Here is a 15,604-nt window from a genome sequence, read left to right as displayed (position 1 = left end):
GCGCAAAAAGCGACGCGCTGCCTTAAACTTATTAGCCGGCTTTCTGAATCGCCATAGTGACCTGCTCCTGCGGGCTGGCACCCGAAAACGCGGGGGATGCGGCACCAAACGCATCACCGATGCCGATCAGCACGGGCTCGTTCACGCCCAGCCTCGCAACGGCCGCAGCCAGTTGCGCAAGCGAACCGCACCAGCGCTGTTCGTTCGCGCGGCTGACGGAAATCATGACGGCGACAGGCGTTGCGGCAGGCATGCCGTGAGCAAGCAGGGAAGACTCGATCTCGGCTGCGGTTCGCCCACCCATATAAAAAACGGTGGTCACGGCGGGATCGGAAAGCGTTTTCCAGTCGATATTCTCCGGCAGCTTACCCTGCCGGGAATGGCCGGTGACGAAGCGGACCGATTGCGCGTGGTCGCGATGCGTCAGGGAGACACCGAGACGGGAGGCCATGGCGCTTGCGGCGGTGATGCCGGGCACGACTTCGACCGGGATATTTTCAGCCTCCAGCGCTGCGATCTCCTCCCCGGCGCGACCGAAAATCATCGGGTCGCCGGATTTCAGCCGCACCACGCGCTTTCCGGCCTTGGCGAGGCGGATCATCATCTCGTTGATATCTTCCTGCTTGCAGCTTTCCCGGCCGCCGCGCTTGCCGACCAGCATGCGCTTCGCCTCCCGCCGTGCCAGTTCCAGCACTTCCGCCGACACGAGATCGTCGAACAGGATGACATCCGCCGCCTGCAGGGCACGTACCGCTTTCAGCGTCAGAAGCTCCGCATCACCCGGGCCGGCACCTACAAGCGTCACAAGTCCGCGTGTCGAGCCTATCCGCCCGGCCTGCATTCCGATATCGGCAAATATCCGTTCCTCGCTGCCCTCATCCAGCCTTTCGATAAACGCCCGGTCGACGAATTTTTCCCAGAAAAACCGTCGCGCCGAACCGGGGGCCAGCCGCAGATTGACCCGCTCGCGGAGCGTCTGGGCAAGAGCGCCCCAATCCTTCAGGGCGAGCGGCAGCAATGTCTCGATGCGCCGGCGAATGGCCTGCGCCAGAATGGGTGCCGCACCATCGGTCGAGATCGACACCACCACCGGGGAACGATTGACGATGGAGCCGAACTGGAACTGGCAGAATTCCGGCTTGTCGATGACATTGACGGGGACGCCAGCCATGCGCGCGGCGGAATAAAAGGCGTGCGCCTCCGCGTTCGTTTCGCAATCCGCCAGCGCCAGTTCGGCATTTTCGAATATGCCCGCATGCCAGGCTTGGTCGTGAAAACTTAAGGTCTGACTTTTTTCAATGAGGGCAGCGAACGTCTCCGACAAGTCGTCCTTTGCGCAATAGACATGTACCTGCGCACCGCAGGCCAGCAGCAGTTCCGCCTTCCAGGCGGCCCCGTCCGATCCGCCCACCAGTACCACGCGCTTGCCCTCCAGCCCCCAGAAGACCGGCAACTTGGCGAGCTTTTCCATACGGGCCGGTTCATTCCGCTGCGGTTTTAAGGCATCCATCGATGATCCCCCTGATCTCGGCGCGGCAGGAGCCGCAATTGGTTCCGGCATTCAACGTCTTGCCGACGGCTTCAACGCTGTGGCAGCCATCGCGGATGGCAGCCGTGATCTGGTTCACCCCGACATTGAAGCAGGAACAGACAGTTGCACCCGGATCGGTCCGCCCGGCGCCCGGACGACCGGCGACCAGCGCAAAACGCATGCGCAAGTCCTCGTGACGTTGGCCAAGCTGCGATATCGCCCAGTTGCGGGCGACCGCCACCGGTTGTTTGGCGATAAACAACGCGGCCAGCAGGGTTTCGCCATCGAAGAAGGCAAGGCGCAGATCACCGGTCTGCCGGTCGCTGTAGCCCAGCGGCTCGATCCGCACATCGAGACCGAAAACCTGTCGCGCCCAGAGCGCCCAGTCCTGCGGTTCCTCCTTGAAGGCAAGCTCCATGCGATAGCCGCCATCGGCCTTGGCGATGGCCCAGTAGGCGCAATCCGGCGCATTTGGCCGGGTACGAGAAATAGCAAAACCATAGGCTTTCGCCTCGAAACGCGTTGCCTTCACCGCTACATTTTTTGAGGCCGGCTGACCGGAATGCGGATCCGTAACCGGGGCGACAACGACATCGATCCGAGCCCGGGAGGCGAACTGGTCGTTCCAGTGCATCGGCGCGAAGACCGATCCACGCGCCTGTCTTTCGCTGACCAGCGCTCGCAGCAAAACCTTGCCGTGCGGGCTTTCCAGCTCCACCAGATCTGCGCTTTCGATTCCCAGCGCCTGCGCATCGCGCGGATGAAGCTCGGCAAAAGGCTCGGCGATATGGGCGGTAAGCCGCGCGCTTTTGCCGGTGCGGGTCATGGTGTGCCATTGGTCGCGGATGCGGCCGGTATTCAAAGTCAGCGGATAATCAGGCGAGGTCGTGCGGGTCTCCGGCAAGGCCGTGGCTATGAACCGAGCCTTTCCATCCGCGTGATAAAAACGGCCATCCGCAAAAAAGCGGGTAATGCCGGTTTCGCCCGGCCCGACCTTCGGCCATTGAAAGGGTGTCATGGAATCGTAGGAATCCCGCTCGACCCCGCTGATATCGAAATCGCGGCTTCCCGCATTCTCGAAGCCGGAAAGTTCTGCATGTTCGGCGAAAATCTCGGATGGCTGCCGATAAGCGAAGGCGGCGTCAAAGCCCATGCGCCGGCCCACTTCCGCCATCTGCCACCAGTCGGCCTTCGCTTCGCCCGGCGCATCGAGAAAGCCGCGCTGGCGGGAAATCCGCCGTTCGGAATTGGTGACCGTGCCGTCCTTTTCCCCCCAGCCGAGCGACGGCAACAGCACATGGCCATGGCGGGCCGTGTCGGTACCAGCCATGACATCCGAAACGACAACGAAAGGACAGGCCTTGATCGCCGCTTCAACGGCACCGGCATCGGGCATGGAAACGACGGGATTGGTGGCCATGATCCACAGTGCCTTGATGCGGCCGTCAGCCACGGCCCTGAACATATCCACCGCTTTCAGGCCGGGCTTTTGCGCAATTGCTGGCGAGGCCCAGAAGCGCTTGACGCGGTGGCGGTCTTCAGCGCTTTCGATGGCCATATGAGCGGCCAGCGTGTTGGCCAGCCCGCCAACTTCGCGTCCACCCATCGCATTCGGCTGGCCCGTTAGCGAAAACGGCCCTGTGCCCGGCCTGCCGATGCGGCCGGTGGCAAGGTGGCAATTGATGATGGCATTGACCTTGTCGGTGCCGCTTTGCGACTGGTTGACGCCCTGGCTGTAACAGGTGACGGTCTTTTCGGTGTGCTCGAACAGTTCGTAAAAGGAAATCAGTTCGGCAATCGTCAGGCCCGTGGCCCCGGCGATCTCCGGCAGACTGTACCCGCTTGCAACCTGCATCGCGGCATCAAATCCCGCCGTATGATTTTCCACATAACCGCGATCTAAGGCGCGACTGCGGGAAAGATGCGCCAGCAGGCCGGTAAACAGCGCCACATCGCCATCCGGGCGGATGGCAAGATGCATATCGGCAATGTCGGCGCTCATCGTCCGGCGCGGATCGATGACGACAATTTTCATTTCCGGCCGCGCTGCCTTCGCGGCGGCAATCCGTTGATAAAGGACCGGATGACACCAGGCGAGATTGGAACCGGTGAGGATCACCAGATCGGCAAGCTCCAAATCCTCATAGGTGCCGGGCACCGTGTCGGCCCCGAAAGCGCGGCGGTGGCCGGCAACCGAAGACGACATGCAAAGCCTTGAATTCGTATCGATATTGGCCGAGCCGATGAAACCCTTCATCAGCTTGTTGGCGAGATAATAATCCTCCGTCAGCAACTGTCCGGAGACGTAGAAGGCAACCGAATCCGGGCCGTGCTCGGCTATGGCCTCGGAGAACCGGGAAGCGACGAGATCAAGCGCTTCGTCCCATGCCGCCCGCTTGCCGCCGATCTCAGGGTAAAGCAGGCGCCCGTCGAGATCGATGGTTTCGGCGAGAGCCGAACCCTTGGAACACAACCTGCCGAAATTGGCGGGGTGGTCGGGATCACCTTTAACGGAAACGAGGCCATCGTCGTTGACAGTGGCGATGACGCCGCAGCCGACGCCGCAATAGGGACAGGTGGTTTTTGTTTCAATGGGCATGGGTTTGCCCCCTGAGCAAGTGGCGTTTACCCCCCTCTGTCCTGCCGGACATCTCCCCCTCAAGGGGGAAGATCAATTGCGGCACGAACTTCCATTCACAGCTTGCGGCACAGGCCATAGAGATGAAGCGGGAAGCCTTCGGCTTGTCGATCTCCCCCCTTGAGGGGGAGATGTCCGGCAGGACAGAGGGGGGTATCATCGCCACCATCAAAATTCACTCCGCTGCAATCATCAGGGTTTCAAGCGCAATCGAGAGCCGTCCATCCAGATTGCGGACAGGGATAGTCCTCACCTCGCCCTCATCCGCCCCCAGCGCCTTGCCGGTTTCCAGCGAGATGACCCAGTTGTGCAGCGGGCATGTTACGGACGCGCCGTGCACGATGCCTTGGCTCAGAGGCCCACCCTTGTGCGGGCAATGGTCCTCGATGGCAAAAACCTGATTTTCCGCCGTGCGGAACACCGCGATCTTGCCCATCGGCGTTTTTACGCACCGTGCGCCCCGCAGCGGAATGTCGGAAACGTTGCCGATATCGATCCAGTTACTGTCCATCGTCTTCACTCCGCTGCCTGGTTGAAACCGATTGCCGCCATGGGCTTGAATTCGTGCTTGTCGTGGCCCGACACACGTTCGGACCAGGGATCGACCTGCGCGAATTTCTGGCTGAAGACGAAGCGGTCGAAATAGGCTTTGCGTTTTTCGGCATCGTCCATGATCTGGCGACGGACTTCGTCGTAACCGATGCGCTTGGCCCATTTGTAGATACGCTCGAGGTAGCGCGCCTGTTCGCGGTACATCTGGGTCAGCGCCACGATATGCTCCAGCGCTTCATCCTCGGTTTTGACGAGACCGAGCACTTCCGTGCCCTTGATATCGAGACCGGCGGCACCGGCGAAATGGATTTCAAAACCGGAATCGACGCAGATGACACCGATATCCTTGCATGTGGCCTCCGCGCAGTTGCGCGGACAGCCGGAAACGGCAAGCTTCAGCTTGGCGGGTGTCCACGAGCCCCACATGAATTTTTCGATGCGGATGCCAAATCCGGTGGAATCCTGCGTGCCGAAGCGGCACCATTGTTCACCAACGCAGGTCTTCACGGTGCGCAGCCCCTTGGCATAGGCCTGGCCGGAAATGAAACCGGCCTTGCCGAGATCGGCCCAGACCGCCGGCAGATCCTCCTTCTCGATGCCGAGAAGATCGATGCGCTGGCCGCCGGTCACTTTCACCATCGGGATTTCGAACTTATCGACCACATCCGCAATCGCCCTGAGTTCGGAGGAGGACGTAACGCCGCCCCACATGCGCGGGACGACGGAGTAGGTGCCGTCCTTCTGGATATTGGCGTGGACACGCTCGTTGATATAGCGAGACTGATAATCGTCGGCATATTCGTCCGGAAAGTCGCAGACGAGGTAATAATTGAGCGCGGGGCGGCACTTGGCGCAGCCGCAGGAGGTTTTCCACTCCAGTTCCTGCATCACGGCGGGGATGGTCTTCAGGCCCTTGGCCTTGATGAGACGGCGCACATCGTCATGACCGAGATCGGTGCATTTGCACATGGGCTGCACGGCTGCGGGGTTGTAGCTGTCGCCCAGCGTCAGCGTCATCAATTGCTCGACGAGACCGGTACAATTGCCGCAGGAGGCGGACGCCTTGGTGTGGGCGCGCACATCGTCCAGTGAGGTCAGGCCTTTGGAGCTGATCACCGAGGTGATCTTGCCCTTGCAGACGCCGTTGCAGCCGCAGATTTCCGCATCATCCGGCAAGGCTGCAACGGCCGCCATAGGGTCCAGCGGAGACCCTCCCTGATAGGCCTGGCCGAAAATCAGGGTCTCGCGCATGGCGGAAATATCCGCCGATTTCTTCATCAGGTCGAAGAACCATGAACCATCAGCCGTCTCGCCATAGAGAACCGCGCCGATGATGCGGTTTTCTTTGAGGATCAAGCGCTTGTAGACACCGGCGGTGGCATCGCGCAGTACGATTTCCTCACGGTCGTCGCCTTCGGCGAAGTCGCCGGCGGAGAACAGATTGATGCCCGTCACCTTCAGCTTGGTGTTGGTGACGGAACCGTGATATTCGGCCGAGCCGCCGCAAAGCCGGTCAGCCAGCACCCGCGCCGATTCATAAAGCGGCGCGACCAGCCCGTAGCACATGCCGCGATGTTCGGCGCATTCGCCGAGTGCATAGATCGAAGCATCCGACGTCATCATGCCATCATCCACCACGATGCCGCGATTGACGGCAATACCGGCTTCCTTGGCGAGACCGGAAGCGGGGCGGATACCGACCGCCATGACCACCATGTCGCCTTCAATGATCCGGCCGTCTTCCAGCTCGATGCCTTCGACCTTCTTTTCGCCGAGAATGCGTTTGGTATTGGCCTTGGTGATGATGTCGATGCCGCGCTCACTGAGCGCCTTTTCCAGAAGATAGGCCGCTGCCGGGTCGAGCTGGCGCTCCATGATTGTCGGCATCAGGTGGATGACAGTGACGTCCATGCCCTGACGTTTTAGCCCATAAGCCGCTTCCAGCCCGAGAAGACCCGCACCGATGACGATGGCGCGGCCCTTGCCCTTGGCGATTTCCAGCATCTTCGTCACGTCATCGAGATCGCGATAGGCGAGCACGCCCGGCAATTGATGGCCGGGAACGGGGATGATGAAGGGCAGGGAGCCAGTAGCGATCACCAGCCTGTCGTAAGAGACCGTAATGCCGTTTTCGCTTGTCACGGCCTTGTTGTCACGGTCGATGCCGGTGACCTTCGCGCCCTTGTGCAGGGTCACGTTGTTAGCCGCATACCATTCGTCATTGTGGATGATTATGTCTTCATAGCTCTTTTCGCCGGAAAGCACGGGCGAGAGCATGATGCGGTCGTAATTGACGCGCGGCTCGGCGTTGAAGATCGTGACGTCGTAAAGGCCGGGGGCAGTTTCGAACAGGTTTTCCAGCATGCGCCCCGGCGCCATGCCATTGCCGATGATGACGAGTTTTTGCGTCATGGTCGTTACTCCGCGGCTTCGACGAAGCGGTGACGTTCGTAAAGGAACTTCAGCACGGCTTCGCGGCATTTGAGATAGGTCTTGTCGGATGCAAGCTCGATGCGATTGCGCGGGCGTGCCAACGGCACGTCAAGCACTTCGCCGATATGGGCGGCGGGACCGTTTGTCATCATCACGATGCGATCGGACAGCAGCACCGCCTCGTCCACATCATGGGTGATCATGACCATGGTGTTGCCGAGCCGGGCGTGGATTTCCATCACCGCATCCTGAAGGTGAGCACGCGTCAGCGCGTCCAGCGCGCCGAAAGGCTCGTCCAGCAGCAGGATTTTCGGTTCCATGGCCAGCGCGCGGGCAATGCCAACACGCTGCTTCATGCCACCGGAAATTTCAGACGGTTTCTTGTCCTTGGCATGGGCCATCTGCACGAGATCGAGATTGCGCATAACCCAGTCGTGCCGTTCGGCCCGCGTCTTGGTGCTGCGGAACACCTTTTCCACGGCGAGGTTGACGTTTTCATAGACCGAAAGCCAGGGCAGCAGGCTGTGGTTCTGGAACACGACAGCACGTTCGGGGCCCGGCTCATTGACCTCACGATTTTCGAGAAGCACCGCACCGGCTGACACTTTCGTCAACCCGGCGATGAGATTGAGCATGGTGGACTTGCCGCAGCCGGAATGGCCGATGACAGAGACGAATTCGCCTTTTTCGATGGTGAGGTTGATGCCTTTCAGAACCTCGGCGCGTGAGCCGCCCTTGTCGAAATATTTGTCGATATGATCGAGCTTCAAATAAGCGTTCATAATTTTGGCCTCTCAATTTTCCGCAGCGCCGCGAGTGATAACCTTGCCAAGCGCCGCCACCAGCTTGTCGAGCATGAAACCGACGACGCCGATGTAGGCCAGCGCCACGATGATGTCGGGCAGTCGCGAGGAATTCCACGCATCCCAGATGAAGAAGCCGATGCCGACACCGCCCGTCAGCATTTCAGCGGCCACGATGGCTAGCCACGAGAGGCCAACACCAATGCGAAGGCCGGTGAAGATGTAGGGCGCGGCGGAAGGCAGCATGATCTTGAAGAAAAATTCGAGCTGGTTCAGCCGCAGCACCTTTGCAACGTTGCGGTAATCCTGCGGAATGTTGCGCACGCCGACTGCCGTATTGATGATGACCGGCCAGATGGATGTGATGAAGATCACGAAAATGGCCGACGGGTTGCTGTCCTGAAAGGCGGCGAGCGAAAGCGGCAGCCAGGCAAGCGGCGGCACGGTACGCAGGACCTGAAAGATCGGGTCGAGGCCACGCATCGCCCAGATCGACTGGCCGATCACCGCGCCAAGGATGATACCGGCGATAGCCGCAAGGCCGAAACCGTAAGCCACCCGTTCCAATGAAACCAGCACGCGCCAGCCAAGACCGATATCCTGCGAGCCGTTATGGAAAAACGGCGAAACGATGAGGTCGTAGCTTTCCTCGAAGACCTGGCTCGGCGGCGGCAGCGATGAGCCTGGGGCGGAACAGAGCACCTGCCAGACACCAAGCAACACGGCAAGGACGATAAACGGCGGTAGGATGTTGCGGGCCGCCGCCGCCGCCCATTTACGCAGATCGATCCGCGGCGAATGTTTGGGCGACAGAGCCACGACGTTTGCCTTTTGCGCCGCCGGTTGCTGCGGCTCTTCCTTGAATTTTCGGGCCAATGCGGACATGGGCATTTCCTCTTGATTTCGGTTGCGGTCAGGGTCTCGCCCCTCATCCGGTCTTCAGTCGCAGCCGCTCAAAGGCCGGAGCTTCAGGATGTGGGACGGCACCCGTGTCTCCTCCTCAGGAGGCCGCCTTGATGGAAAGGCTTTCGAGATAGGCGGATGGATTTTCGGGGTCGAAAACCTTTCCGTCGAAGAATGTTTCCTTGCCGCGCGATGTGGAGGCGGGAATGTCGGAAACGCCGAGATCCCTGGCGGCCTCGCGCCAGATATCCTCACGATTGACCTTCGCAACTAACGCCTTCACGTCGGTATCGGGTGCGAATTTGCCCCAGCGGATGTTTTCCGTGATGAACCAGCTGTCATGGCTGTGGAAGGGATATGAGGCGTGGTCCTGCCAGAACTTCATCTGCAGGCCGGTATTTTCCAAAACGCGGCCATTGCCGTAGTTGATATTGCCCTTGAGGCGGCCGAGAACATCCTTGGGCGGCACGTTGAACCATTGGCGCTTGCCGAGGATGGTGGACATCTCCTCCTTGTTCGCCATCTCGTCGCACCATTGTTGAGCCTCCATCACGGCCATCAGCAAAGCCTTGGTGGCATTTGGGTTCTTTTCCACCCAGTCGGCTCGCATGCCGAGCGCCTTTTCGGGATGACCCTTCCAGAGTTCTCCGGTGGTACAGGCGGTAAAGCCTATGCCCTGATTGACGAGCTGTTCGTTCCACGGTTCGCCCACACAGAAAACGTCCATGTTGCCGACCTTCATGTTGGCAACCATCTGCGGCGGCGGAACGACGATGGTGGAGACGTCCTTGTCCGGATCGATGCCGCCGGCAGCCAGCCAGTAGCGGATCCACAGATCGTGCGTGCCGCCGGGGAATGTCATGGCGGCCTTGATTTCCTTGCCTTCGGCCTTCTTTTTCTCGAAAGCCGCCTTCAGCTTGGACGCGTCCAGCTGAACGCCGGTGTCGGCATATTCCTTGGCGACGGAAATGCCCTGGCTGTCGAGATTGAGGCGGGCGATGAGCGCCATCGGTACCGGCACGTTGTTCTGGGTCACTTTGCCGGTATGCATGAGATAGGGCATCGGAGTCAGAATATGCGCGCCGTCGATGCCGTTGGATGCGCCGCCAAGCACGAGATTGTCACGCGTCGCGCCCCAGGAAGCCTGCTTGAGCACTTCGACATCCGGCATGCCATGTTTGGCGAACAGCCCCTTTTCAGCCGCGATGATGAGCGGGGCGGCGTCAGTCAGCGCGATAAAGCCGATTTTCGCACCTTTTACCTCCGGTTCGGCAGTGGCGGCGAAAGCGCCTGACGGAAAGGCGGTGCGCACGGCGGTAACAAGGGCTGCGGTGGCTGTCGTCTTCAGTATCGTGCGGCGGCTGACATCGCCCGAGAATATCTTTTTCATTCGCATGTTCCCCTTATTGGGCCACCTTTGCGGTGACGCTTTCGCTTGCGAAAAAACCGGAAAATAAAAAAACGCCGCTCGGTGTTTGCGCGTGCGGAACGGGAGATGTTCCGGGCAGCAAAACCTTGCGACGTCTATGTCTTTGAAAGCGCCTATACCGCGCCCTGCTCGCCCCGATCGCCGTTGACCGGTGCAACAAAGGACATGCAAGAGGCGTGCCAGTTTATGATTTTTATTTTATACCATTGAAAATAAAGGGTTATTATCGACATTCTGAGGATTGATTAAATTTTAATCACTTGCTTTTCTGTCTTCCCTTTGTGCAAGTGGAGAAATTTTGCGATTGAAATTTACGCAGCCAGCAAAGTCGGCGGCGCTCACGCCTCTCCGGAGGCCGGGGGAAACGGTGCGGATGTGCGCACGGTAAAGCCGTCCACATAGCCCACAATATCAGCGGGATCGAAAACGAAGCCATCAACGAAACGATCGCCGACATCCTGCCCTTCGATACGAATATCGGCATCATCAGGCGCATTGGCGTCGCCCAGCGCCGCCCGATAAATATCCGGCCGGTAAGCGGACAAGGCGGCTTCCACACCCGCCTGCGAAAATTCCGCCTGCCCCCAGCGGATCATCTGGCTGTAAATCCACAATGCCTGGCTCTGGCGCGGATAATTGGCGTGGCCACCGTGGAAGAGGAAATATTTGTCAATGACACGCCGGTTGCCCTGGCTGTCAATGCTGAATTCACCGGCAAGCACGTGGCGGATGATGCTTTCCGGCGCGCCGATATAACGGGCATCGGCAAGCGCCCTGCTGAGGTCATCGTGATTTTCCGCAAGGTCACACCAGCGCGCGGCGGCATCGAGCGCCATCAGAAGCCGGCCGACCGTCTCCTGCTGGTTTTCGGCCCATTCCGGCCGCATGCCGATGACTTTTTCGGGCGCGGAAGGCCACAAATCCTGCTTGGCGGCAACGATCCTGCCGACACCGCGCTCGGCGGCAACGATGTTCCATGGCGCGCCGACGCAGAAACCATCGATAGCGCCCGCCGCCAGCGCATCCGATGTCAATGGCGGCGGCACCACCACCAGCTTGACATCGTGGTCGGGATGAATGCCGCCGGCAGCGAGCCAATAGCGAAATTCGTAATTATGCGACGAAAACGGATAGGTCATGCCGAGCGTCGGCGCGGCTTCGCCACGCGCCCGCATGTCATCCAGCACCCGCTTCAGAGCTTTGGCATTTTCGAGCGCTCCCGCGGTTTCGGAAAGCCCCGTCAACGCCTTCATCCGGGCAAAAAGCCGGGTCGAAAGCGTGATGGCATTGCCACCGCGCCCGAGAGAAAATGGTGTAATCGTCGGTGAGGGGTTGGAACCAAGACCTAGCATGGAAGCGACGGGCATTGGCGACAGCATGTGGGCAATGTCGAATTGCCGAAACGCCAGCCGGTCGCGCACATTCGCCCAGGACACGTCCTTGACGAGATCGAGCGACAGGCCTTCGCGTTCGGCGAAACCAAATTCGGCCGCCGCGATCAACACGGACGCATCGACAAGCGGAATAAAACCCGCACGCAGGATTTTCTGCCGGTCGCTGCCCACGATTGCCGGCGCGCCCGCAGCTTGCTTCGTCCCCTCTTTTGGCCCGGCCGTTTTTTCCTGTGCCGCCATATCATACACTCCTCGACTGTCCCGCCGGCGGGTTCGTCACATCAACAGACCGGCCGCGGTGACCACGCTTTGCGCGATCTCGGATATTTTCTTTTTCTCGTTCATTGCCGTTTGCCGCAAAAGCGCAAAGGCCTCCTCTTCGGAAAGGCCGCGCATCTTCATCAGGATGCCCTTCGCGCGCTCGATGACCTTGCGCTCCCCGAGCGCCGATTTCGCTTCGGCAAGTTCCTGGCGCAGACGGCTGAAAGCGTTGAAGCGGCTGACTGCCATATCGAGAATGGGCTTGACCCGCTCTTTCTTCAGCCCATCGACCACATAGGCGGAAACCCCCGCCTCGACTGCCGCCTCGATGGAGGCCGTGTCGGAGCGGTCGACGAACATGGCGATCGGCCGGCCGACCGTACGTGTCAGCTGGAACAGATGCTCCATCATGTCGCGGTTGGGATTTTCAAGATCGATGAAAATGACATCCGGCTGCAGCGTCTCGATGGTGCGCGCCACGCCGTGCACCTCATGGATAACCGTGACGCGATGATATCCGGCCTCGCGCAGCCCCTCCTCGATGATCGAGGCGCGGATCGCGTTTTCGTCTATAACGAGGATGGTAAGGTCGCGAAGCGTCATGCAAGCATTGATGACGCACCGCAACAAACTTGGCAATCAGGTGCCGATACAAAAATGAGGCAGGCGCCGAAGAAGCGTTTCACCCCGGCTGCATCAGACATCTCAGGATGCGCGTTCAAGCGCTTTCAAAACCGTTCGCTCGGAGAGATTGAGATAGATTTCCATCTCGTCGCCGGCCTCGGCTCCCTTGCCCTCTTCCATCAGCGACAGGATCTTGCTGTTCATGTCGACGAAGGGGGAATGGAGCTGTTCCGGGTCTTTCAAGAGGCCAAAGCAAAGCCTGAGCTCGGCGGCGATGCGTTCGTAAAAATCGCTGAGACGGGCGCTGTCGAGAAGATCTACCACGGCCGCATGGAACCTCATGTTGGCGCTGCCGACACCCAGCCAGTCCGCCTCTTCGCGCTTTATCTTGGCGTCATCGACCGCCGCGCGCATTATCCGGATGGAAGAATGTTTGTGCCAGGCCTGACGCAGCGCGCCGCATTCCACCATGCGCCGCACCCGATAAATATCGATCACCGAAGCCATGGTGGGAACGGCGACAAAAACGCCGCGATTGGCCTCGTGGCGCAGCAAACCGTCCTTGGTCAGAAGGCGAAAAGCTTCGCGTAGCGAATTACGGGAGACGTCGAAACGTTCGCTGAAGGCCGCTTCCGACAGGCGCTGCCCCGGCATCAGTTCGCCGGAAATCAACAGGGTGCGAATACCCTTCGCCAATCGATCCGCAAGCGGCAGACCCTCTATCGTTTCCGTCATAGCGCTTTCCTTAAGAGCAATGCAGTATCGGGAATTCCGTGACAGGCATGTTCGGACACGGCATGATTGCCCATAGCACAAAGCTTTAGCAAAGCACGAAAAAAACGTGATTAAATCATGGCCATAACGTCCAACAAATAGACAATATAAAAGAACGATTATCATTTATTGTTCAACAATATTGACAATTTCATGGAACAGGACAAGATCGACGCCTAGAGCATCCGCGAGGGGCGGATTGCGACAGGAGCGGAGAAAATCCATGGAGCAGAAAAAGCTCATCCCGGCTGCCGACACCAATACGTCAAAACGCGCGTCCCTGATGGGGGCGATATTCCTGATGGCGACATCAGCCATCGGTCCCGGCTTCATCACGCAAACGGCGACATTCACCACACAGCTTGGCGCAGCCTTCGCTTTCGGCATTCTCGCCTCCATCCTCATCGACTTCGTCGTCCAGCTCAACATCTGGCGCATCGTCACACTGACGCGGATGCGGGCGTCGGATATTGCGAACGCAGCCATTCCCGGCGCCGGTTATCTGCTCGCCGTTCTCGTCATCATTGGCGGTCTGTTCTTCAATATCGGCAATATCGGCGGCACCGGCCTTGGCCTGAACGCTATTTTTGGGCTGGACCCAAAGATCGGCGGTGCAATCAGCGCGATATTTGCCATTGCCATCTTCGTTTCAAAACGCGCGGGCCTTGCTGTTGACCGGTTCATCATTTTCGCCGGCATCCTGATGATCGTGCTGACGCTTTATGTGGCATTCGTTTCCGCACCGCCCGTGGGCGACGCTTTCCGTCAGACATTCCTGCCGGATACGATCAATTTCGCAACCATCACCACAATCGTCGGCGGCACCGTTGGCGGTTATATCACCTATTCCGGCGCACACCGTCTGCTGGATCGGGGAATGGTCGGCATCGAGAACCTGCCCGCCGTCAATCGCGCCGCTCTGACAGGCATCGCCGTCACCGGCATCATGCGCTACGTGCTTTTCCTCGCCATTCTCGGCGTCGTCGCCAGCGGCGTCATAATCGATACCTCAGGCCAGACTGCCAATCCCGCTGCACAGGCCTTCCGTGCAGCCGCAGGCGATCTCGGCTTCCGGCTCTTCGGCATCATCTTCTGGGCGGCGGCCATCACCAGCGTCATCGGAGCGGCCTACACCTCCGTTTCGTTCATGCCCGTCTTCAAGCAGGACATGAGCGAACGCGCCCGCAACATGGCAACGGTGATTTTCATCGCCATCTCGCTCGTCTGCTACCTGCTGATCACGACGCCGCCGGCCGCCATGCTCATCTTCGTCGGCGGCCTGAACGGACTTATTCTCCCGATCGGCCTCAGCATCTTCCTGTTCGCGGCTTGGAAACGCGAAGACCTGATGGGTGGTTATCGTTATCCGCGCATACTGCTGGTGCTCGGCGTTCTGACCTGCGCATTGACATGGTACATGGGCTACAAGTCCGCCGGTACCATCTTCGGCCTGCTTGGCCTGTAAAAACCAAAGGGAGGCAAACATGGCCGCTATCGATCTCAACAGCGATCTTGGCGAAAGTTACGGTGCCTGGAGCATGGGCGACGATGAGGCGATGCTCGCCATCGTTTCCAGCGCCAACATCGCCTGCGGATTTCACGCCGGCGACCCGGCCGGCATCTACCGTACCGTCAAGGCCGCCGCCGAAAAAGGCGTGGTCGTCGGCGCCCATGTCTCCTATCCGGACCGCGTCGGCTTCGGCCGCCGCGATCTGGACGTCACCTCGGAAGAACTGATCGCCGATGTCATCTACCAGATCGGCGCGCTGAAAGGCGTTGCCGCAGCTGCCGGAACCACGGTGCGCTACGTGAAGCCGCATGGCGCACTTTACAACCGCATCGCCAACGACGCGAAACAGGGACAGGCAGTGATCGACGGCATCAAGGCTGTCGATTCCTCGCTGGTGCTTATGGGTCTTGCCAATGCGCCCATTCTCGATCTCGCCCGCAAGGCGGGTCTTGCCATCGTCGCCGAAGCTTTCGCCGACCGGGCCTATACACCTGAAGGACAGCTTGTTTCGCGCCGCGAAGCCGGTGCCGTTCTGCATGACGCCGCAAAGATCGCCGGTCGGATGGTGCGGCTCGCCCGCGAAGGCACGCTGGAAGCCATCGACGGCAGCGTCATAAAAATCGAGGCGCAGTCCATCTGCGTACACGGCGACAGCCCCGGCGCGGTCGCCATCGCCCAGGAAATCCGCCGCCGTTTCGAGGCCGAAGGCATCGATATCCGCTCTTTCGCATCCATTCTCTAAAAGGAGCGGC

Annotated in this window: 12 protein-coding genes; 2 read left to right on the top strand and 10 right to left on the bottom strand. The window is 59.7% G+C overall.

Annotated features, from left to right (window positions below; translation table 11 throughout):
* Positions 1 to 31: 31 nt before the first annotated feature.
* The 10 genes from cysG to QSK43_RS13445 form a co-directional block, all read right to left on the bottom strand.
* A complete protein-coding gene (cysG, locus tag QSK43_RS13490) occupies positions 32 to 1,510 on the bottom strand; it encodes a siroheme synthase CysG (RefSeq protein WP_332303847.1) in 1,479 nt (492 codons plus the stop codon).
* Complete coding sequence (locus QSK43_RS13485; RefSeq protein WP_332303846.1) at positions 1,482 to 4,130, bottom strand: nitrate reductase; 2,649 nt, start codon at positions 4,128 to 4,130, stop codon at positions 1,482 to 1,484. Before QSK43_RS13485 ends, cysG begins: the two co-directional genes overlap by 29 nt.
* Positions 4,131 to 4,344: 214 nt before the next feature.
* Positions 4,345 to 4,680, bottom strand: a complete 336-nt coding sequence (nirD, locus tag QSK43_RS13480) for a nitrite reductase small subunit NirD (RefSeq protein ID WP_332303845.1) — start codon at positions 4,678 to 4,680, stop codon at positions 4,345 to 4,347.
* Between the two features lie 5 nt (positions 4,681 to 4,685).
* The gene (nirB, locus tag QSK43_RS13475) at positions 4,686 to 7,133 is read right to left on the bottom strand and encodes a nitrite reductase large subunit NirB (RefSeq protein ID WP_332303844.1); all 2,448 of its coding nucleotides are present in this window, start codon (positions 7,131 to 7,133) and stop codon (positions 4,686 to 4,688) included.
* Between the two features lie 5 nt (positions 7,134 to 7,138).
* A complete protein-coding gene (locus QSK43_RS13470; protein WP_332303843.1) occupies positions 7,139 to 7,936 on the bottom strand; it encodes an ABC transporter ATP-binding protein in 798 nt (265 codons plus the stop codon).
* 12 nt (positions 7,937 to 7,948) lie between these two features.
* A complete protein-coding gene (ntrB, locus tag QSK43_RS13465) occupies positions 7,949 to 8,842 on the bottom strand; it encodes a nitrate ABC transporter permease (protein WP_332303842.1) in 894 nt (297 codons plus the stop codon).
* A 115-nt stretch (positions 8,843 to 8,957) separates the two neighbouring features.
* The gene (locus QSK43_RS13460; RefSeq protein WP_332303841.1) at positions 8,958 to 10,250 is read right to left on the bottom strand and encodes a CmpA/NrtA family ABC transporter substrate-binding protein; all 1,293 of its coding nucleotides are present in this window, start codon (positions 10,248 to 10,250) and stop codon (positions 8,958 to 8,960) included.
* A gap of 377 nt (positions 10,251 to 10,627) precedes the next feature.
* Entirely contained in the window at positions 10,628 to 11,923 is a 1,296-nt protein-coding gene (locus tag QSK43_RS13455; protein ID WP_332303840.1) for a CmpA/NrtA family ABC transporter substrate-binding protein, read from the bottom strand.
* Between the two features lie 36 nt (positions 11,924 to 11,959).
* Complete coding sequence (locus tag QSK43_RS13450; RefSeq protein WP_045016659.1) at positions 11,960 to 12,547, bottom strand: ANTAR domain-containing response regulator; 588 nt, start codon at positions 12,545 to 12,547, stop codon at positions 11,960 to 11,962.
* Between the two features lie 102 nt (positions 12,548 to 12,649).
* Positions 12,650 to 13,303, bottom strand: a complete 654-nt coding sequence (locus QSK43_RS13445) for a GntR family transcriptional regulator (protein ID WP_332303839.1) — start codon at positions 13,301 to 13,303, stop codon at positions 12,650 to 12,652.
* A 262-nt stretch (positions 13,304 to 13,565) separates the two neighbouring features.
* Here QSK43_RS13445 and QSK43_RS13440 point away from each other — a divergent pair, with 262 nt between their 5' ends.
* The gene (locus QSK43_RS13440) at positions 13,566 to 14,807 is read left to right on the top strand and encodes an NRAMP family divalent metal transporter (protein WP_045016170.1); all 1,242 of its coding nucleotides are present in this window, start codon (positions 13,566 to 13,568) and stop codon (positions 14,805 to 14,807) included.
* 19 nt (positions 14,808 to 14,826) lie between these two features.
* Positions 14,827 to 15,594 carry a LamB/YcsF family protein gene (locus tag QSK43_RS13435; protein WP_332303838.1) on the top strand — a complete coding sequence of 256 codons (768 nt, stop codon included), beginning with the start codon at positions 14,827 to 14,829 and terminating at the stop codon, positions 15,592 to 15,594.
* Positions 15,595 to 15,604: the final 10 nt, after the last annotated feature.

This window comes from Rhizobium sp. GR12 (assembly GCF_036596185.1).
Lineage (GTDB): Bacteria > Pseudomonadota > Alphaproteobacteria > Rhizobiales > Rhizobiaceae > Agrobacterium > Agrobacterium nepotum.
The sequence above is the reverse complement of the archived record's forward strand: the minus strand, read 5'-3'. Positions and strand labels throughout refer to the sequence as shown.

Bases quoted from the DNA above. Each gene is read 5' to 3' on its own strand.
- cysG (WP_332303847.1), bottom strand. From the start codon at position 1,510: ATGGATGCCTTAAAACCGCAGCGGAATGAACCGGCCCGTATGGAAAAG.
- QSK43_RS13485 (WP_332303846.1), bottom strand. From the start codon at position 4,130: ATGCCCATTGAAACAAAAACCACCTGTCCCTATTGCGGCGTCGGCTGC.
- nirD (WP_332303845.1), bottom strand. From the start codon at position 4,680: ATGGACAGTAACTGGATCGATATCGGCAACGTTTCCGACATTCCGCTG.
- nirB (WP_332303844.1), bottom strand. From the start codon at position 7,133: ATGACGCAAAAACTCGTCATCATCGGCAATGGCATGGCGCCGGGGCGC.
- QSK43_RS13470 (WP_332303843.1), bottom strand. From the start codon at position 7,936: ATGAACGCTTATTTGAAGCTCGATCATATCGACAAATATTTCGACAAG.
- ntrB (WP_332303842.1), bottom strand. From the start codon at position 8,842: ATGTCCGCATTGGCCCGAAAATTCAAGGAAGAGCCGCAGCAACCGGCG.
- QSK43_RS13460 (WP_332303841.1), bottom strand. From the start codon at position 10,250: ATGAAAAAGATATTCTCGGGCGATGTCAGCCGCCGCACGATACTGAAG.
- QSK43_RS13455 (WP_332303840.1), bottom strand. From the start codon at position 11,923: ATGGCGGCACAGGAAAAAACGGCCGGGCCAAAAGAGGGGACGAAGCAA.
- QSK43_RS13450 (WP_045016659.1), bottom strand. From the start codon at position 12,547: ATGACGCTTCGCGACCTTACCATCCTCGTTATAGACGAAAACGCGATC.
- QSK43_RS13445 (WP_332303839.1), bottom strand. From the start codon at position 13,303: ATGACGGAAACGATAGAGGGTCTGCCGCTTGCGGATCGATTGGCGAAG.
- QSK43_RS13440 (WP_045016170.1), top strand. From the start codon at position 13,566: ATGGAGCAGAAAAAGCTCATCCCGGCTGCCGACACCAATACGTCAAAA.
- QSK43_RS13435 (WP_332303838.1), top strand. From the start codon at position 14,827: ATGGCCGCTATCGATCTCAACAGCGATCTTGGCGAAAGTTACGGTGCC.